At 61.6% G+C, this 18,217-nt stretch carries 13 protein-coding genes; all 13 read right to left on the bottom strand.

The genetic code is table 11. The features are described from left to right. Positions 1-62: 62 nt before the first annotated feature. From AERO9A_RS09045 to AERO9A_RS09105, 13 genes are read right to left on the bottom strand one after another with little or no spacing between them, the layout of a single operon-like run. The gene (locus AERO9A_RS09045) at positions 63-1,196 is read right to left on the bottom strand and encodes a T6SS immunity protein Tli4 family protein (protein WP_256665886.1); all 1,134 of its coding nucleotides are present in this window, start codon (positions 1,194-1,196) and stop codon (positions 63-65) included. Next, complete coding sequence (locus AERO9A_RS09050) at positions 1,193-4,438, bottom strand: phospholipase D-like domain-containing protein (RefSeq protein ID WP_159971567.1); 3,246 nt, start codon at positions 4,436-4,438, stop codon at positions 1,193-1,195. The genes AERO9A_RS09045 and AERO9A_RS09050 overlap by 4 nt, the downstream gene beginning before the upstream one ends. Positions 4,439-4,444: 6 nt before the next feature. After that, positions 4,445-6,946: a type VI secretion system tip protein TssI/VgrG gene (gene tssI, locus AERO9A_RS09055; protein WP_159971568.1), complete on the bottom strand. Its 2,502-nt coding sequence runs from the start codon at positions 6,944-6,946 to the stop codon at positions 4,445-4,447. A 28-nt stretch (positions 6,947-6,974) separates the two neighbouring features. Then, positions 6,975-7,952 carry a serine/threonine-protein kinase gene (locus AERO9A_RS09060; RefSeq protein ID WP_159971569.1) on the bottom strand — a complete coding sequence of 326 codons (978 nt, stop codon included), beginning with the start codon at positions 7,950-7,952 and terminating at the stop codon, positions 6,975-6,977. Continuing rightward, positions 7,949-8,677, bottom strand: a complete 729-nt coding sequence (locus AERO9A_RS09065) for a PP2C family serine/threonine-protein phosphatase (protein WP_159971570.1) — start codon at positions 8,675-8,677, stop codon at positions 7,949-7,951. The genes AERO9A_RS09060 and AERO9A_RS09065 overlap by 4 nt, the downstream gene beginning before the upstream one ends. Next, positions 8,677-12,216 carry a type VI secretion system membrane subunit TssM gene (gene tssM / locus AERO9A_RS09070; RefSeq protein WP_159971571.1) on the bottom strand — a complete coding sequence of 1,180 codons (3,540 nt, stop codon included), beginning with the start codon at positions 12,214-12,216 and terminating at the stop codon, positions 8,677-8,679. The genes AERO9A_RS09065 and tssM overlap by 1 nt, the downstream gene beginning before the upstream one ends. After that, positions 12,213-13,094: a type IVB secretion system protein IcmH/DotU gene (gene icmH, locus AERO9A_RS09075; RefSeq protein ID WP_159971572.1), complete on the bottom strand. Its 882-nt coding sequence runs from the start codon at positions 13,092-13,094 to the stop codon at positions 12,213-12,215. Before icmH ends, tssM begins: the two co-directional genes overlap by 4 nt. 2 nt (positions 13,095-13,096) lie before the next feature. Next, positions 13,097-14,428: a type VI secretion system baseplate subunit TssK gene (gene tssK, locus AERO9A_RS09080; RefSeq protein WP_159971573.1), complete on the bottom strand. Its 1,332-nt coding sequence runs from the start codon at positions 14,426-14,428 to the stop codon at positions 13,097-13,099. Next, positions 14,425-14,907: a type VI secretion system lipoprotein TssJ gene (gene tssJ / locus AERO9A_RS09085; RefSeq protein ID WP_159971574.1), complete on the bottom strand. Its 483-nt coding sequence runs from the start codon at positions 14,905-14,907 to the stop codon at positions 14,425-14,427. Before tssJ ends, tssK begins: the two co-directional genes overlap by 4 nt. Before the next feature lie 5 nt (positions 14,908-14,912). Further along, positions 14,913-16,109 carry a type VI secretion system-associated FHA domain protein TagH gene (tagH, locus tag AERO9A_RS09090; protein WP_159971575.1) on the bottom strand — a complete coding sequence of 399 codons (1,197 nt, stop codon included), beginning with the start codon at positions 16,107-16,109 and terminating at the stop codon, positions 14,913-14,915. 20 nt (positions 16,110-16,129) lie between these two features. Continuing rightward, the gene (locus tag AERO9A_RS09095; RefSeq protein WP_159971576.1) at positions 16,130-16,264 is read right to left on the bottom strand and encodes a type VI secretion protein; all 135 of its coding nucleotides are present in this window, start codon (positions 16,262-16,264) and stop codon (positions 16,130-16,132) included. 37 nt (positions 16,265-16,301) lie between these two features. After that, positions 16,302-16,691: a DUF805 domain-containing protein gene (locus tag AERO9A_RS09100; RefSeq protein ID WP_159971577.1), complete on the bottom strand. Its 390-nt coding sequence runs from the start codon at positions 16,689-16,691 to the stop codon at positions 16,302-16,304. Positions 16,692-16,702: 11 nt separating this feature from the next. Continuing rightward, positions 16,703-18,214 carry a sigma 54-interacting transcriptional regulator gene (locus AERO9A_RS09105; protein WP_159971578.1) on the bottom strand — a complete coding sequence of 504 codons (1,512 nt, stop codon included), beginning with the start codon at positions 18,212-18,214 and terminating at the stop codon, positions 16,703-16,705. Positions 18,215-18,217: the final 3 nt, after the last annotated feature.

Genomic DNA, 18,217 nt, shown 5'->3' on the forward strand with positions numbered 1-18,217 from the left:
CAGAAGGCCTTTGCTCCAGTAAGCCAAGAATTCATGAGTGCTGTATTAGGCCTTGAGTGATGCTATTTAAAACTTTCGCTTAGTTTCTTAAAGCGAGGGATGACCTCTTCTGGTGGTGGTGTCAGTTCCTTCAGGTCGTCCGTACCCTTCTGAAAGGTGAACATCTGTACCGCCAATAGCGGTGACCCCGTCCCGCCTCGATGCGCCAGGGCAAACCAGGCTCGTTCCTGCTCGCCGGAGCCTGGCTTGGGATCCAGGCGCCAACCCTCCAGGCCTGCCAGACGCTTGCCGAGCTGGATGCGCTCGATGAAGGAAGTCTTGCGCCATTTCTCGGTGTCGTAGCCGGGTCGGTAGTCGCTGTCGTAGGTGCCTTGCGTCGGCTTGGTCTGCCAAGGGTCATTGGCCGAGGCATTAATCAGGGTAAAGATCACATTGGGCGTTTTGGTGAAGCGCAGGCTGTTCTTGATGCTATAAGCGGTCTTGCCATCGTCGGCAATAAAGCCGTAGGGGAAGCAGAAACCGGGGCCTTTGGGCACCTCGTACAACTCGCGCGGCTGAAAGCGTGCCATCAGCGCCTTGATACGCTCGGCGGAGTCGGGACCGGCCTTGGAGAAGCCGAAGTAGTAGACTCGGTTATTACGCCAAAGCAAGACATCTGCGGGAGAAATATTATCCCCTAGGAAGTAGGCGTCGGGGATACCTAGATCAAATTCGTAGACTTTGGTTAAAGGTATCTGGCGTTCAACTTCTTCTATGCTTTTCGCAAACCGCTCTACAGCATCCTTGGTTGTCTGGGTATTTTCTTTCTTATTGAGTTCTTTTAGCTCTTCGAGTATCTGTTTGTCACTCTCTAAGTTCTTCAGTAATTCTTTTTGGTACAACTGTGCCGTACCTTTGATATATCTTGCAGCATCATCGAACGTATCACGCCCAACAATATCACTCACTCGAATGGTCAGGCCATCATAGTCATAACTACCCATATCCCCTTTAGCCGTTACTTTGGGGGTAAAGACATGCCCCCCTCGACCATCAGTAATCCTGTCAGTTCGCTGAGCGGAATAGGTAGCCCACTGCATATCCTCAGGCACATCGAAGGTCATGCGCCCAATGCATTCCTGCCGCGAGGTATCGGCCAAGGCCATGCCAGCAGGGATAATCAGGCCGAGGCTCATGTATCGGAAAAGGCTTTTCATGTGCGACGGTTCTCTTCTTCACGACCGTTATCCGCCTGCGCCAATGCGCTATCACGTTCGGGCTGTTCAAAGATCTGAGCCAGAATGCTCAGGTTGATACCCGAGTCGTTGTTCTCACCCCTCGTCCAGTTGACGGGCAAGGCGCAGATAAAGCCCTGTACACCAACGGCTGGGGAGAACATCTTCACATCAGCCAGGGTATTGGAGCGCCAGAAGCGCTCTTCATGAGGCATAGGCTCCATCAGTTCACCGCCGTGACCGATATTCACCAGGTCTCGATAAACCCAAGTCGGCCAAGTTGAGGCGGGGAAGCCTGTCTTTTTAAATTGTTTCAGGTCTGGTGTTTTGCGTGGTTGTACCTGGCTGATATTTTGTGGAATGAAGTTAAAGGATTTTTCATAGATACGTGTATTAAGCCGAGCCCTTTTCTGGATAGCCTTCCAAGTTTCTTCCGCCGCGGGCTGCTCCAGATACTGCGCCAGCCCGGTTGCTGTGGTGACACCAGATGAGCCTCCAGCCATAGACAAACCAAAGTGCTTCTTCCACAGATCGACACGTAACTGATGCACGGTCTTGCCAACGGTATGTGGCTGCTTGCCATCGAGCTTGACCTGTACCGGCGAGCTATCACGCACGATGACCGCCAACTCTGAGTCTCGCGTGCCCAGCAAACTGCGGTCGTTGATATTGGCGCTGCCAAGAATGGCCACACGGTCGTCGGCGATCAGCAGCTTGCTGTGCACATAGATCTGTTCGGTGACCACGCGCCCCTTGAGGTTTTCCCAGGTCCGCAGGTTGAGCAGGGTCAGGTAACGGCTCCAGTCCTGTTGCTCATAAACGGGTCGGCCGCTCGCGTCCTTGTGCTCGATGACCTTGAGTGCCTCGGCGCGGTTCACCTTTCGATCCAGCAGTTCGCGCAGGGCCATGCGTTTCTGGATACGTTTGATCAGGCTGTTCTCGCCAAAAGCCAGGCTCTGCATGGTGAGCGTGACCTGATGCATGATGTTGAGGACGTTCAGCGCGCCTTCCGGATGCACCGGCAGAATCATATAGACGTGAAACGTCCGTTTCTCATCGATGGCACGGCCAATGCGATTGGCCAGGGCTTCGCCAATCTCGTTGAGTAGGCCCGTCTGGGCGTCACCCAGTTTATGGGTAAGCCAACCCTGAGCATTGACGCCCCACATGGCTTGCAAACTTTTCAAGAACTGGCGCGCCTCGGTACTGGGCTCCTTGGCAATGGCATCGATTTCTTTCCAGTCCAGTTGCCAAATGTCCTCGGCCTCCAGCGCTTCGCGCAGGCGCACACGGGCAACGTATTCCTGAGGCAGGCTGGTATAGTCGCGCAAGCTGGCCATAGGCCCGGAAAGCGGAGCATCATCGAATATTTCGCGCGCTGCACCATAGGCACTCTGAAAGAACTGGTTCTCGATATAGATGAAGTGCTGTGCACTGGAGATGGCCTGCAGCATCGCCGCCTTGCAGTTGGCCTGCACGCCGCCAGTATCGATACCTGCCGGCAGGGGCAGATTAACGCCCGCCTTGCTGCGCCCTACCTGCTCCTGCTGGGTCATGCGGCTGGAGGCACTACGCAAAACTTGCACGCTCACCCCGCCGGGCTGTGCGCTGGGCGCCACAGGCAATTGTGCGGGCGCGTTTATCCATACGGGCTGTGGTTTGGGAAAGCTCAGGCGCGGGGCTTCATTGACCTTAAGCCTCAGGCCCAAGTGTTCAAGGCCTGTCTCACTAACCAAAGCATTGAGCCAGCGCACGATAGCCTCCAGCAGGTTACGCACCAGCGTGGTGTCCTGTAGCGCTGGCGTATCGGCCAGGTAGGCCTGCTGCCCGTTCCAGCGGTCGATGAAGTTACGCGCCACATCATAGACCGAGGGGCCTTCGATACGGCAATGCACATCCTGCCAGGGCATACGCGGTTGATCCTCGGCCAATCGGCTATTGTCCGGTGAGGCCAATGGCTGCGGCTTTTCATGCAGATAGGCGTAAGGTTCCAGATGTTGTCCCGAGCGCTCCTGTAGCAAGTGATAGATAAACCAGAGCATCGAACTGGCCAACTCGTTGGCGCTCTCCCGATACACGCCTGGAATATCCTCAAAGCTCTTGCCGCTGAGCATGGTCAGAACGCGACCAAGTTCAGTCTCACTCATCCACTGACTGATCAGCTCAATACTTTTGATGCGTAATGACTCATAAAGATTGCCTGCCGCCCCATCCAGCTCCCGCAACCAGGCTTGCAAACGCAGCTTCAACTCTTTGGCCATCGGAACGGTCTCTAGGTTGTCGCTGATAAGCCGGGCCATCGCCCGGATACTGTTACCCAGCATCTGACGTTGAGCCGTACTAAGCCGCTCAAAGCCCTCGTCAAGGTTCTCCTTAGCGCTGTTCTTGGCACGATTCAGCCATTGCAGAGCGGAGAATGGAGGGCTGCGAAAAAAGTCCGTAATGCGGCTCATGCCATTGAGAGCTGTACTCCTGCTAAGCGGGATGAAACTGCTACCCGACACAGGCTTGGACAGGTCGAACAGCGTGGCCATCATCAGCCCCATCGAGCTGACATGCTTGTCCATATCCATCCAACCTAACTTCGGCAGCCCTGGATTGTAGGCATCGTTGCCTTGCCTGTTACTGGCGTCGAGGCTGAAGTTATTGTCATCACGCCGACCGTAGGCCAGGTCGATGCCCCCAACATAGGCAATGCGGTTGTCGATCACGACCGATTTTTGGTGGTGCGAGAACGCGACACCGAGCCCCTTCATATCGCTTTGCTGAATGGCGGGCGTACAGAAGGCACGAGGGCCGCCAGACAGGCCAGCATTGAGCTGGAAAATGGCCAACATGGTCTCGAAGTCATAAGTGCCAAGACTGCCAGAAGGGCTTAGCCAGGGCATGACATAAACTTTCAACGCAGGTTGGCGCTTGAGGGCCTGGTGCAGGCACTGCCAAAGACTGCGCTTGCCATCGAGCAACACGTCGTAGTTGACCTGCCAGCCCGTGATGAAAATGCATTGACTAGCCTGGTCGATGGAGGCTGCGACGTCCTTGAAGTAATCACTCCCGGTCGTGAAGAAACGAACCTGATTACCCGTGCGTTTGGGCGCGAACAGATTCGTCCCATTCAGGAAGAAGTCCGGGGCGGAATACGCCGCATAGGCCTTTCCCTCCTGGGTGTTGATCTGGTTGAGTTCCTTTGTACGAATGCCGTTGTAGGCAGAGTCAGTTGCCATGGCCAATCATTCCTTGGATTGCAGGTGGGTATAAAGATCGCTGGTGCACTGGCTATCGTGATGGCTGCGTTCTTTTTCCAGCAGCGCATTCCCTGTGGTATTGCGACTGAGGCAACCGCTGAAATCCATCGCGCCCAGGGCATAACGCTCACTGTCCCAACCCTGTTGCTCCAGATGAACCCGTAGGGCTATCCGCTGGCCGGGATAAGTGAGCCACAGGCTCTTGGGTGCTTTAACGTAGATTTTGGCTAGCTGCTTCTGCTGAATGTCATCCAGCACTACCCGGCCATCGGCATCAGCCTCGCCCTCAAGCAAAACATTGCCATCATCCCCCTGTTCAATACTCCATGGGGCGTATGCCAAAGGAAAACCCTCGTCTCCGGGAATATCTTGCAAACGAATATTGAATCGGTACTCGCGAGGATCTGCAGGGCTAGGCTCAGTCAGCTCATTCGCCAACGCCTGCTCCAACAAACTCCCCGCCTTGTCGCTATCGGCGGCGCCAGGCAGCACGGGTGGTTTGATCTTGAGCCCTGAGCCTTTGCCCGGCGAGCCGCCGGCATTGAGCCTGGCCAGTGGGCCGCTGATGGTGATGCCGCCGGGGTCGAGTTTGATGAAGCTGCCGCCGGCTTTGATGGTCAGTTCGACGCCGGCTTCGATGACCATTTTTTGTCCGGCCTTGAGGTGGATCTCGCGGCCGGCCTTGGTCAGTTGTGCGGTGCCCAGTTTGATGTGTTGGTCGGTGCCCACCGTCAGGTGGTCCTGCGGTTTGACTTCGACCTTGCGCTCGGCGGTGACGGTGAGGTGTTCTTCGGCCAGCAGTTCGGTGTAGCTGTTCTTCTCCACGGTGTCGTGGCGTTCATGGCCGACGCGGATCTTCTGGTCGTGTTCGATGTTCTCGTCCCAGTCGCGCTGGGCGTGCAGGTAGATTTGTTCGGCGCCCTTGCGGTCTTCGATGCGCAGTTCGTTGTAGCCCCCACCGCCGGGGCTGCTGAGGGTTTTGAACACGCTTCTTGTCTTGTTCGCCGGTAGGTCGTAGGGCACGACGTGTTCGGCGTGGTAGAGGCAGCCGGTGACCAGCGGTTGGTCGGGGTCGCCTTCGAGGAAGGTGACCAGCACTTCCATGCCGATGCGCGGGATGGTGATGGCGCCGTAGCGGTCACCGGCCCAGCTTGAACTCACACGTAGCCAGCAGCTTGTTTTGTCGTCGGCTTGGCCTTCGCGATCCCAGAAGAATTGCACCTTCACCCGGCCATATTCGTCGCAGTGGATTTCCTCGCCAGCCGGGCCGGTGACCACGGCGGTCTGGCTGCCCAGTACCTTGGGTTTGGGGTGCTTTAGCGCTGGGCGGTAGGGCACGTTCCAGGGGGTGGCGGTGAAGCGGTTGCGGTAGCCCTGGCGAAAGTCATCGCCATCGTTTGCCGTGGGCTGCGCTTTGCCCGTCACGTTGTGCAGCAGTGTGTTCAGGGCCTTGCCCAGGATTGAATCGCTGGTGATGGACTCTTCCAGCACCTGCGGCTGTTTGCCTTCGTGCAGCACTTCGCTGAGCAGCCAGAGGTCGTTCCACTCGCTTTGCGGGTGTTCGGAGATTTCCAGCAAATGGCCGCTGACCAGGCGCGGCTCATCGCTTTTGCCTTCGAGTTGCTGGTAGTCACTGCGGTGGCGTTCCAGGGCGCGTTTGGCCAGGTGCTTGCCGCGGGTGCGGTCGGTGTAGCGGCCTGGGTAGTCGTAGTCTTCCAGGGCTGGCAGGCTGTCGTTTGCAGCGGCCTGTTCGCCCTGGTAGGCGGCTTCGAGCAGCAGGCGCGGTTGTTCGAAGTCGTAGTCGCGGCGGGTGGTGGTGCGTGTGCGGGTTTCCAGGCGCAGGGCCAGTTTTTTGATCACCGGGTCGTCGGCGGTCATGCCACTGTCTTGGATGTAGGGCGTGGGCCGACCGAGCTTGGCGAAGGCGGTCTGGTCGTCGCCGAAGATCAGCACATGGCCGCTTTCGCTGTGCTGGAAGTGGTAGTGGATACCTTCCTCTTCGCACAGGCGCTGGACGAAGTGCAGATCCGTCTCGTCGTACTGCACGCAGTAGATGCGTTCGGGGTAGACGGTGGGGCCGAGCTGGAATTGGTAGCCGCCCTGGACGATGCCGTGTTCTTCCAGCACCTGGGCGACGATCTGCGGCACGGTGAGGTTTTGGAAGATGCGCTGGTTGGTGCGGTGCGTGAGGTAGGCGAGCTGCGGCACGATGGCCAGGCGATAGCGGGTCATGCGCTTGCCGGACTCGCCCTGTTCGGCTCGGTGGACGATGCCGTGGATGCCGTCACCGTTGGGGCTGAAGGCGAGGAACGCGCGCTGGTGCAGCAGGCTGGCCAGGTCGAGATCGGCGCGCTCGCTGATCAGTTCTACATCGAAGCGGTAGGGCTGGCTGATGGCCTCGCGGCCCGTAAATTCGAGCACCTGCAGGTCGTGCTCGACACCTTCGAGGGTGAGGCTGAAATGGGTTTCATTGGCCAGGTTGAACATGTTCGTATCCTTTCGAGTGAGTCCGTCTTCAACGGCCTGTTATGCCCAGCCAGCGTTGCAGGCGCGAAACCGGAGGCCGACGAAATGCATCGAGCAGTGCGTTGCAGTCGATCTGTCGCTGACTTTCCTCGAAAGCCAGCGCGGTGCGCAGGGCCTGCCAGCAGTGCTGTGGCATCTGCGCCGGGCGTTGCAGTTGCTTGTCCAGCTCCATGCTCTTGGCCTGCTTGGCGCTGAGCCGACGGAACGGGTGCTGCCCACTGGCCAGCTCCACTAGCACGCAGGCCACCGCGTACACATCGGCGGCGGATGACAACGCGGCACCTTCGAGCAACTCCAGCGCGGCGTAACGCGGCGTCCAGGCGGCGATGCGATTGCGGCACAAGCGCGGCAGGCCCGGCAGCAGCCCTTCAACAGGTTGACCGAGACCATAATCGAATAGGCGTAGGCCGTCTTCGGCCAACATCACATTGCTGGGTTTCAGATCGCCGTGCAGTACGCCCAGTTCGTGGGAGTACGCGAGCGCTTCGAGCAGGGGGATGGCAATGGCGCGCAGTTCCTCCCAGGGCAAGCCTTCGGGGCGCTCGCATAGCAACTGGTCGAGAGTCAGGCCACGCATCAGCTCTAAGGTGATGAAGGCGCGCTGGCAGGCGGTGTCCACTTCAAAACCGAACAGGCGCACCACATGCCGGTGATTGAGCCGCGAGGTGAGGGCGAACTCGCTATAGAGCAGGGCGTTGGCGTCCGGGTATTCGGCGAAGTCGTCGCTGAGGGTCTTCAGCGCCACATAAGGCTCGGGGTCGCCGAACTGTTCGCGCAGCAGGTCACGGGCGCGATACACCGCGCCCATGCCGCCGACACCGAGCAGACGCTCGATCTTGTAGCGCCCGCCGAGCACATCCGGCAGCTCGCCCGGCGCCTGGCGCGGGGTTTCGCGCACAGGCTCCTTGGCCGCGGTAGCGGCCAGAGCGAAGTAGGTGAGGTCGCTGGCTTCGGCAGATTCGGTCATCGGCGGATCACCACGGCGCTGAGGTTGTCGCGGGCCGGGCCGTCGAGCACGCGCTGGAACAGGCGCTCCACGGCCAGGTGCGGCGAAGGTAGGTTGAGACAAGCCCCCAACTCGTCGGCGGAAACGCCCTGATAAAGACCATCGCTGCACAGCAGAAAAACATCGCCGGGCAGCACATCGAGTTCGAGGATGTCCAGTTGCAGGGTTTCGCTGGCACCGATGGCGCGGGTCAGGGCGTGTGCCGCCGGATGCCGCGCGGCTTCCTGTGGCGTCAGCCCCTGTTCGTCGATCAGTTGTTGCACCAGCGAGTGGTCGCGACTGAGCTGATACAGCCGTGAGCCACGCCATAGGTAGCAGCGACTGTCGCCAGCCCAGACGCAGACGGCACGCTCACCTTCGAGCAACAGGGCAACCACGGTGCTGCCGATCACCGTATCGGAACGGTCGGCGGTCACGGTTAGCTCCTGGCCGAGGCGATGGTTGAGCCGGTGCAGGCACTGACGCAATTCGACCAGACGCTGGTCGAGGCTGCCGTCGGGCAACTCGGCCAGTTGCTCGACGATCAGGCGGCTGGCGAGGGCGCCGTTCTGGTGCCCGCCCATGCCGTCGGCCACTACCCACAGGCCCTGCTCAGGCAGGGCCAGGAAGGCATCCTCGTTGCGCGCGCGCACCTTGCCGGTGTCGGTGCGCGCAGCGCTGCGCCAGGCGTTGGCAACTGCCGTCATCAGAGCGTCGCCGGCAGTTTGAAGCTGCGCAGCAGGCCGATGTCGAACGGGTTCGGCGAGCGCTGGCTGTGCAGCAGGTAGTTGGCGTGCAGACCACCGAGGTTGGCCTTGAGGATCAGCACGTCACGCCCGCTGTGGTAGTCCACGTCCATCAGGTCGAGCAGGCGGAACAGCGACCAGGGGCCGGTGTTCTTCTCGATGCCGACGCGGCGCCCGCCCAGTTCCTCGACCACCAGGCTGGTGCGGTCTTCGTCGCTCGCGGCCGGCCAGCGGAAGGCGGTGGCGACGATTGGGCCGTGGCGGTATTCCAGCTCCTGATTGCCGAAGCGGAAGTCGGCGCGGCTCAGGCTGGAATCCAGCGAGTAGGGTTCGAGCTTGAACAGCACCTGCGGCTCGGCCGGGTTCTCGGCGAAGAAGCTGCGGCGGATCACCTGGGCGCGGCTCATCTGCAGGAGGAACTCGCGCGACAGCGGCAGACCACGGCCATCGACACGCCGCAGACGGTATTCGTCAGAGCTGCCGCTGACGAAGGGACGCAGGTACTGGTCGAAGAAGCGCTCGGCGATGCCTTGCGACTTGAAGAACTCGCGGAAGTCGGCCACCGCTACGTCGCTCTCGCTGTGCGCGCTGAACGGGTAACGCTGCTTCAACGAGTTGTCGTAGGCGGCGTACAGCTCACTCTGATAACGCTGGTTGAGGAACTGATAGGCGTCGTTGAGCACCAGTCCCCAGCTATCCTCGGCCAGCAGCGCCAGCCAGTTGCCCACCGGCTGCGGCAGGCGTGCTGCGGCGCTGCGCACCTGGTTGATCGCATCGCGCTTGCCGGCCATGCGTGCCTTGGCCATTTCGAACGCGGCCTGGTCGCTGGCACCGGCATTGGCCAGGCTGGCCAACTGACGCTGCAACTCATCGAGAGCTTGCATGCCAGCCGCCAGATCGACACCGGCACCGCCGTTGTCGTCGAGCAGCTTGTGCAGGCTTTCGAAGCGGCGCTCCAGAGTCTTGCGCGCGGTGTCCGGGGTGTTCTTGGCCAGGGCTTGCTGCGCCTGTTCGGCAGCGGCACTGGCCAGCTTGGCAGCCTTGCCCAGCTTGCCCTTGGCACCTTCCAACGCATCGGCGGCAGCACCCGCGTCATCAGCCGCATCGGCCAGGCCTTTGAAACGGGTGTTGTCACGAACCTCAACCAGCAATTGCAGCAGCGGCGAGTTGGCGGCGGTCAGACCGTTGAGCAGGGCAGCACCACGACCGGCGCTGCCAATCGGCTCCAAGCTGAGCTGGGCGATGGCTTCGCCCCAGTAGTTGCCGTAGTCACGGAAGTACAGTTGCTCCAGCTCCACCATCAGGCGACTGAGATCAGCAGCACTGAGGGTTTCACCCTCACCCAGCACCCAATTGTCACGCAGCAGCTCACGCACCAGGCTAGCGCCTTGGGCGGTGAAGGTCTTGCTGTAACCACTCTGGGTATAGAAGCCGGGAATAACGTAATCGCTGCCATTGATCAGGCCTGCCTGCGGGCCAAGTTTCTGGCTCAGGCGATAGTCCGGCAGGCTGCGCGCCTGTTCCCGCAGCATGCGGTAGACGACGTTGGCCAGCGACTCGCTGCGCAGTACCTGACGCGCCTGGGCAACCAATTGGGCGTTGAGTGCGTAGGGCGCGAACGGCTCGTCGAGCAGACGCGCGAAGTGGGTGTTCAGGCCATGCTGCACCGGGCTGTTGCCGGTATAACGCACCGACCAGTCGGTGCCGACCCATTCCTTGAGGAAGTCCGGGTCGCGGCGCTCCTGCAGATTGAGCATCAGGTAGGCGCGCAGGCTGCCGAGCAGGCGCTCGCGGTCGCTGAGGTTAGCGCGGATCTGCGCCTCCAACTGACGCGCCACACGCGGCAGCAGCAGGTTTTCCAGCTCAGCGCGGTAGGTCGAATACAGCGCCGGATTAACCGCCTCGCCCTGGAACAGCCCCGTGCGTTGCAGGTAGGACACATCATCCTTGGGCGGGAATACCTGGGTGGCCGCGTAGCTGCTGTCCAGCGCCTTGAGCACTTGCTGGGCATCGTCCTGCGGGTTGATCGTGCCGTGCTCGCGGGTCAGCGTCTGAGCGATGTCGCGCAGTTCTTCCAGACGGCCGTGGTTCGCCGAGAAGCCGCTGGCCCAGAGCACGCCGAACAGTGCCAGCACGCCAAAGGCGGTGGCGTACATGGCGCGCTGACCCCAATCGATACGGCGCACTTCTTTCTGATCCAGGCCCGCCAGCTCGGACTCAGGGAAGATCACCCGGCTAAGCAGGTGGTTGATGAAGCGTGCGCGGCCGCTGCGGAAGGTCGGCAGGGCGTTGCCAGACAGGCCGAGGTTACGGCCGATACCCGCCGTCATCGGGTCGAGCTGCTCATTGAGTTGCGGCGCACTGGTCAGGTAGAAACCGCGCAACTTGCTGGCACGCTGATAGCGGTTGCCGGCGAAAGCCAGTTCGACGAACAGGCACAGGCGCTCACCGATCTGGCCGAGCTGGTGCGGGAAGTCGAGGATGCGGCCACGGCGTTGGGTATCGCGCTCCTGGTGCATGCGCAGGATCACCTGGCTGTTGAGGCGGCGCAGCAGCTCTTCGAACTCCTGGCGCACCACGGCCACGTCGGTGGCGTTCTGCTCCTTGCGGAAGCTGGCGCCGAGTACCTGCTCGCTTTCCTCGCGCGATAGCTGGTCGAAGAACTCGTCGAAGCCCAACACCTTGTCGGCCTTGCTCAGCACCAGATAGACCGGCACATCGGCGCCCAGACGCTGGTGGATTTCCTGCAGCCGCTGGCGGGTCTGGCGGGCCAGGGTTTCCAGCTCCACTTCCGTACCGCCTTGCAGTTGCTCGACCGGGATGTTCACCAGCACACCGTTAAGCGGGCGCGCGCGGCGCTGGCGCAGCAGGCCGAGCAGGGTATTCCAGCCACTGTTGTCGATCTGTGCATCAGGTTGAGTCAGGTAACGGCCGGCGGTATCGATCAGCACCGCGTGGTCGGCGAAATACCAGTCGGCATAGCGGGTGCCGGACACATCCTTGGTCAGGCGCTGGTTCTCGCCACGGTTGAGCGGGAAGTCCAGGCCGGAGAAATCCAGCAGGCTGGTCTTGCCGCTGCCCTGCGGGCCGAGCAGCAGATACCAGGGCAGGTCGTTGCGCCATTTCTCGCTGCGCCCGCGATACAGGCTGGAGCGTTTGAGGGTGCGCAGGGCGTCCTTGAAGCGATGGCGCAGCTCACTCTGTTCCTCGTTGATCTGCTCCTCGCGACGCAGGCGCTCCTGAGCATCGGCGTCGTTCTCGGCAGCCTTCTTGCGCGCAGTGGCGCGCCAACTGGCGAACACCATGGCCAGGCCCCAGAGCAGGAAGATCAGGCTGATGGTCAGCAGGCGGCTGGTGGCCGACTCCCAGAACTTGTAGTCGTCCACAGCCAGCAGCGGGCCGACGAACCACACCAGCAGCGCGAGGACGAGAACCAGGCACAGGCTCCAGACCCAGGTTTTGCGGAAAAAGGCGCCAAGTTTGGCGAAGAAGGTCTTCATTTCACGTCATCCATGCTGACACCCGAGGCCGGGTCGAGTTGCTGATACGGCTTGAGGACGGTGTCGCGTTGCTCGCCGAGCACCCAGGCGAAACCGGCGTACATCATCACCAGGCACATCAGGGTGAACAGCGCCACCAGCCACCACGGCACGATGCGTACCAGGCGCCGACGGCCATCCTTGAGACCCTGCCAGTGCGGCGAGATTTCCCGTGGCACGTCGCCACGCAGTTGGCGGATCTGCCGGTAGAGGCTGTCGCGTACCGCTTCCAGTTCGAGCATGCCGCGCGCCAGCACGCGGTACTTGCCCTCGAAACCGAGCGACAGGCACAGGTACATCAGCTCCAGCATCGGCAGGTGCTTGACCGGGTTGCGCGACAGGCGTTCGAGCAGTTGGAAGAACTTCTCACCACCGAAGGTCTCGTTGTGGAACGAGGACAGCAGGCTCATCTGCGACCACTGGCTCTCGTTGCCCCAGGGCGTGGTCACCACCGCCTCGTCGACCACGGTGCACAGCACGTAACGCGCGGCCATCACCTGGCTACTTTCGGCGCCTTCGTGCAGGGCACGGTGCTCGAACAGCTTGATCTCACGGGTCAGGCGTTGGTTGAGGGCGTCCAGATCCTCGCCCTCGAAGCTGTGCTTGAGACGCACCACTTCCGAGAGCAGCGAGGACGCCGCCGCCACCAGCGGGTTGAGGCTGATGTTGAAGCTCTCCGCCGGGCGCAGGCGCGCGGCAAAGATCATGCGTTCTTCGAGCTGCTCGAATTTCGGCGGTGCGCTGAAGTCGGTCAGCGGACTTTCGGCGCGGGCTTCGCCCTTGCGGTTGAGGATGACGGTCTTGTCATCCTGGCCGTATTCCATTTCCTTGGTAGTCATGGTCAGTTCCTGATCGCCCAGAATTTCAACTCAAGCCCGGAAAACTCGCCGGACACGTGGAAGGCGAAGCCGCCGGAGCGTTCTAGCTGCGCCTGTTCCTCGGAGCTGAGCTCCAAGGCGAAGTAGGTCTTGCCCGAGTGGAAAGGGATTTGCCGTGGTGCCACCGGCAACGGTTTGACCTTGATTCCCGGCAGGTGCAGGTTGACCAGTTGGCGGATGCGCTCGACCGGGCCGACCTTGAGGTGCGCCGGCAGACGCTGACGCAGCTCTTCGGAGTCGCACTGAGCGCTGGCCGCAAGCACGAAGCTGGAGGTGCCGAGTAGCTTGTGGTCGTGCAGCGGCGCCACCTGGATACCGTACTGACGTTGCTGCAGGAGCATCTCGATGGCGTGCTGTTCGAGCACCATCGACAGCACCTGGCGAATGGCGTCCATCAGCTTGCGGAAGCTCAGGCCCTGGTCGCTGTGCAGGTAGCGGCCTTCCAGACGCGGGCGCTTGGTCTCGCTGGAGAAGGTGGCCAACTCGCCGAGCAGGCCGACCAGCTCACGGTAGATCTGCTCTGGGTGCACCAGTTCGACGCCCAGATAGTGACGCAGGATCGGCTCATAGCGGTTGATCAACTGCAACATCATGAAGTCGCCGACCTCGGCACCGCCCACCTTGCCGGTGGCGCGAATCCGTTCGGCGAGAATGTCGCCACGGTGGGCGAGCATGCTGATCACTTCCTTGAGGCAGCTCAGCAGGTAGCCGGAGGCCTGGAAGTTCACGTAGGTCGGGGTAAATTCCGGGTCGAGGCTGATCACACCGTCCGGGGTGGTGTCGAGCACGTCGCACAACTTGAGTTTGACGTAAGCCTGGTCGCTCTGTTGCTCGCCGAGCAGCAGGCGGAAATCCGGGCGGCCAGTGCTGACCTGGCTGATGCTGCTATCGCCAGCGTTGCAGTCGGCCACTTCTTCGTCGAAGGCGACGTAACGCGCCAGCACGTCCTTCTGCTCCGAACGACGGCTCTCGATGTGGTTGCCGGTAACCAGCGGCAGTGCCAGGTAGACCGGGGTGTTGCCGGTATTGGGCGGCACGTCCAGCCCCAGCGGTTCACGCTCAACGCCAAGGTCGAAGAGGCTGCCGTCGGGCAGCACGCCACTGGCCTTGCTCACCACCAGCTTGCCCATGTTGAGAAACTGGCGATCGATCTCCAACTCGAAAAAGCCCCAGGCGTAGCTGGCCAGCTTCTGTGTGCGGAGCTTGAGCTGATGATCGAAGTAGCGATCGTTTTGCTGGAAGTGCTGCGGACGCAGCAGCATGCCTTCCTGCCAGATGACTTTGTGCTGGCTCATTGTGCCTGCTCCTGCTCGTCATCGAGGTTTCGAATGCCGCGTTCCTCCAGGCTCAGATGCGCCTGGTTGCGCTGCAGCGCCTCAACGGGGATGACGTAGCGCCAGCTCGCTTCTGGCAGGTCGCGGTAGGCAGCGAGTACGCCGACATAACGGCTGCCTTCTTGTACCGAGAGTTTCAGTTCACGGGTTTCGCCCGGACGCAGCTCCAGCTCCTCGAACGCCACCAGATCGGGCGCCAAGGCTTCCTTGGGACGCTGGTAGAGGGAGAAGAAATCGGCGTTCTCGAAGGCCACCGGGTGCTGCAGCTCCATCAGGCGCACAACGATGGGCGAGGGCCGCCCGTTGAGATCAGGGTTGAGCTGATCGCTACCGGTCAGGCTCAAGTCGAGCTTGGTCATGGTCGAGTAAGGCGACAGGGCCGAGCAGCCGGTCAGCGTCAGCAGCAGGGCGCACAGCGCCAGAGAAAACAGGCGAGGCATGGGCATCATCCTTGAAGGTCGGTGTTGAGGGTGGCGATCAGGCGAACCTGCTCTTCGTAGGCACTGGCGAAGTCACGGGCGAACAGGCGATCACTCCAGTCGTCGTTCTGCTCCAGCGAGGCATGCAGGCGGCGATAGGCGCGCCAGCGGCTGCCATCGGTGGCGATCAGCGGTTTGCGGCCACTGCGTTCGAAGTTCAGAGTCAGTTGTTCGGGAGCGAACTGCTCGAACATGCCCTTGACCGCCGCGCGGCTGGCAGCCAGCAGCGCCACCTGATGCGCCTGCAGATCACGGAAGCTGCGGCTGATGGCCTGTTCGGCGGGCAGCAGGCCGGCCTTTCCGCCACGCAGCAGGTGGCTCAGCGTCTCACTGGTATCCAAGCCGTGCTTGAGCGGGTTGTTGCCCGCGCTCTGTACCGTGGTCAGCGCCAGGCGCAGTTCGTTTTTCAATTCGCTGCGCGTGCGCAGGGCCTGCTGCAAACTGCCGATACTCTGCTTGAGCAGCTTGGCGGCGTTGAGCGCCAGGGCTTGGCGAGCCTCTTCATCGAGGTCGTCGAGGCGCACACCGAGGGCATCGGCGAACTTCTCCCAGAAGGTTGGCGGCAGGCGCTCGGGCTCCGGCGCCGGTTTGGGCTGCGGCGCAGGCTTGGGCACCACCAGCTCGGGCACCAGCAGGTTCTCTTCGTCGATCTGCGCGTAGTCGCGCTGCTGCGCCTGTGCGGTGCTGGGGCGCAATACGGCGGTCAGATCATCCACCTCGGCGTACACGCGCTCCTGCTGCTCCAGCGCGTTGAGCGGGTCAAGGTCGAGGAAGGCATCGTCAGGGATGATGCTGCCAGCCGTCTGCGGCAGGCCGATATCACCCTCGAACATAGCCGGATCGCGGATCAGCCGCGCACGGATCTCGAAGTCGCCCAGGCAGTACACGCTGCCATGCTCGATACGCTGCGGGCTGCCCTTGGCCAGGCTGGCGCCGGTGTCCTTGAGGGCAATGCCGTTGCTGCTGGTGTCGGTCAGGTAGAAGGCGCCATCGCGATAGCTGACTTCTGCATGCCGACTGGACAGCACGCGCTTGCGATCCGGGATCACCCAGTCGCACTCCTCGGCCCGTCCGATCACACCACCGGCCTGCTTGAAGGTTTTGGTGGTCGTTAGACCTGGCACGAACTGCTGCGCGCTGACCACATCGAATACCAGTTCCATGGTGAACCTACTCCTTGCGGTCAGTGGCCGCGTTTCTCGGCTTGCGGGTCGCCCAGTGGGCGGTATTGGTCGTCGCTGAACTTGTAGTTGCCAGCACAACCGGCCAGGGTGATGGCCAGCGCCAGCAGGACGGCGGCTCGATAGCGGTGCTGCATGGGGTGCGCTCCTTTGCGAGAGGTGAAAGTGAACATGTCAGATGGCCCCGGTTAGCTGCCGGGCGGCAAAGCGTTGTGGTGCCGGAGGGCCATAGCGATTGGTACGGCGCTGGCCTGGCCAGATCGCCAGCAACGGCCAGATCAGATTGACCAGCAGTACCCAGTAACCACTGCAACCGATGTCATGCAGACGACGAACGCCTGCAGTCAGCGTGGCAACCCACCAATAGATGAGCCCGAGAACGACAAGAGCCGAGAGCACATTCTGCACCCACAGCGAATTGCTCTTGTTGCTCAAGGCCACAATTAGAAAAAGTGGCCAAGCGCTCCATACATGCAGCAGCAGATACTTGAGGCGCCCAATACGCCCACTGGAGATCATTGGCTCCAGTACGAACGAGGCAATACGGCCCGGTAAATTCTTCATGAACGCTTCCATCACACTTCACTCGGGCTGATCTTCAGCCGCTGCATGCGGTACAGCAGGGTGCGCCGGGGCAGGCCCAGTTCGTTGGCGGCGTTGGTCTGGTTGCCACGGTTCTTGCGCAGGCAGTCGAGCAGCAGGTTGCGTTCGAGGCGATCCATGCGTTCGCGCAGGCTCAGCGGCGCCGTGTCGATGTAAGGGCTCTGCTCCAGGTTGAAGTGCTCAGGCAACAGTTCACCGCCTTCGCACAACAGTACCGCGCGCTCGACCACACCCTTGAGTTCGCGCACGTTGCCAGGAAAGGCGTAACCGGCCAGGTGCTCCAGCGCCGCCTCGCTCCAACGGCAGGCATCACGCTGCAACAGGCTGCTGGCGGTGCTGGCGAAGTGGCGGGCGAGCAGCAGGATGTCTTCGCCGCGCTCACGCAGCGGTGGCAGTTCGATGGGGAAGTTCGACAAGCGATAGAACAGGTCTTCGCGAAAGCGCCCATCCTCAACATGCTTGCGCAGTTCCTGATGGGTCGCCGCGATGATGCGTACGTTGACCTTGTGCGTCTCGTTACTGCCCAGCGGGCGCACTTCGCCCTCTTGCAGCACGCGCAACAGCTTGGCTTGCAGGGCCAGCGGCATGTCACCGATTTCGTCGAGCAGCAGGGTGCCGCCATCGGCGATGTCGAACAGCCCTGGCTTGTCGCTGTCGGCCCCGGTGAAGGCGCCCTTGCGATAACCGAACAGCTCGCTCTCCAGCAGGTTCTCCGGCAACGCTGCGCAGTTCTGCACGACGAAAGCCTTGCTGCGGCGCGAGCCGCAATCATGAATGGCGCGCGCGACCAGCTCCTTACCGGTGCCCGTCTCGCCGGTCACCAGCACACTGACCGCGCTGTGCAGCACCTTGCCGATCAGTTGATAAACCTGCTGGATCGCCTGGCTTTGACCCAGCAGGCCGTAACCGCTGGCGCTGGCAACGGGCACGCTCGGCGTGGGCAGCTCATCACTTGCCGGTGTGCGCAGGCGTTGCAGCAATTGCAGTTGCGCCAGGGCGAAATTGCCCAGATGGGCGAACGAGGCGGTAAAGCCCTGCAGCTCCAGCGAACCATGGCTGGCCACCAGCAGCAAACCTCGGCTCTGGCCCTCGGCATTGTTCAGCGGCAGGCACAGCAGGCTGCGCCAGGTGGCGCCATCAGGTAGGCAGGCGATGGCATGCAGGCTGCTGTCGAGTTCCTCGATGCACAGGGGCTGGTTCTGGCACAGGCAGTACTGCAGCAGTTGCTCACCGTCGTAGTCGCTGGGCAGGCTGGCGACCGTGCGCGCTTGCAGGTTGCCGTCCAACCACTCGGCGCTGAGGGTCAGGCGCGTGTTGGTGTGATCCAGCAGATAGAGCTGGCCCAGCTCGCAACCCGCCAGCTCTGCCGCCGCACGCACCAGCTCAGCGAGCAGGCGCTCGCTGCTGGCGGCGCCCGCCAGTTCGGCATAGCGCTGCAACAGAGCCTCGGCGTAGCGCAGCGGCTGCGGGATTTCAGCGAACATCGG

Source organism: Pseudomonas sp. 8Z (assembly GCF_902506535.1).
Taxonomy (GTDB): Bacteria; Pseudomonadota; Gammaproteobacteria; order Pseudomonadales; family Pseudomonadaceae; genus Aquipseudomonas.

Coding starts and splice junctions, on each gene's coding strand:
- AERO9A_RS09060 (WP_159971569.1), bottom strand. CDS start 7,952: ATGACCGAATCTGCCGAAGCCAGCGACCTCACCTACTTCGCTCTGGCC.
- AERO9A_RS09095 (WP_159971576.1), bottom strand. CDS start 16,264: ATGCAGCACCGCTATCGAGCCGCCGTCCTGCTGGCGCTGGCCATCACC.
- tssI (WP_159971568.1), bottom strand. CDS start 6,946: ATGTTCAACCTGGCCAATGAAACCCATTTCAGCCTCACCCTCGAAGGT.
- tagH (WP_159971575.1), bottom strand. CDS start 16,109: ATGGAACTGGTATTCGATGTGGTCAGCGCGCAGCAGTTCGTGCCAGGT.
- tssK (WP_159971573.1), bottom strand. CDS start 14,428: ATGAGCCAGCACAAAGTCATCTGGCAGGAAGGCATGCTGCTGCGTCCG.
- icmH (WP_159971572.1), bottom strand. CDS start 13,094: ATGACTACCAAGGAAATGGAATACGGCCAGGATGACAAGACCGTCATC.
- AERO9A_RS09065 (WP_159971570.1), bottom strand. CDS start 8,677: ATGACGGCAGTTGCCAACGCCTGGCGCAGCGCTGCGCGCACCGACACC.
- AERO9A_RS09105 (WP_159971578.1), bottom strand. CDS start 18,214: ATGTTCGCTGAAATCCCGCAGCCGCTGCGCTACGCCGAGGCTCTGTTG.
- AERO9A_RS09100 (WP_159971577.1), bottom strand. CDS start 16,691: ATGAAGAATTTACCGGGCCGTATTGCCTCGTTCGTACTGGAGCCAATG.
- AERO9A_RS09050 (WP_159971567.1), bottom strand. CDS start 4,438: ATGGCAACTGACTCTGCCTACAACGGCATTCGTACAAAGGAACTCAAC.
- tssM (WP_159971571.1), bottom strand. CDS start 12,216: ATGAAGACCTTCTTCGCCAAACTTGGCGCCTTTTTCCGCAAAACCTGG.
- tssJ (WP_159971574.1), bottom strand. CDS start 14,907: ATGCCTCGCCTGTTTTCTCTGGCGCTGTGCGCCCTGCTGCTGACGCTG.
- AERO9A_RS09045 (WP_256665886.1), bottom strand. CDS start 1,196: ATGAAAAGCCTTTTCCGATACATGAGCCTCGGCCTGATTATCCCTGCT.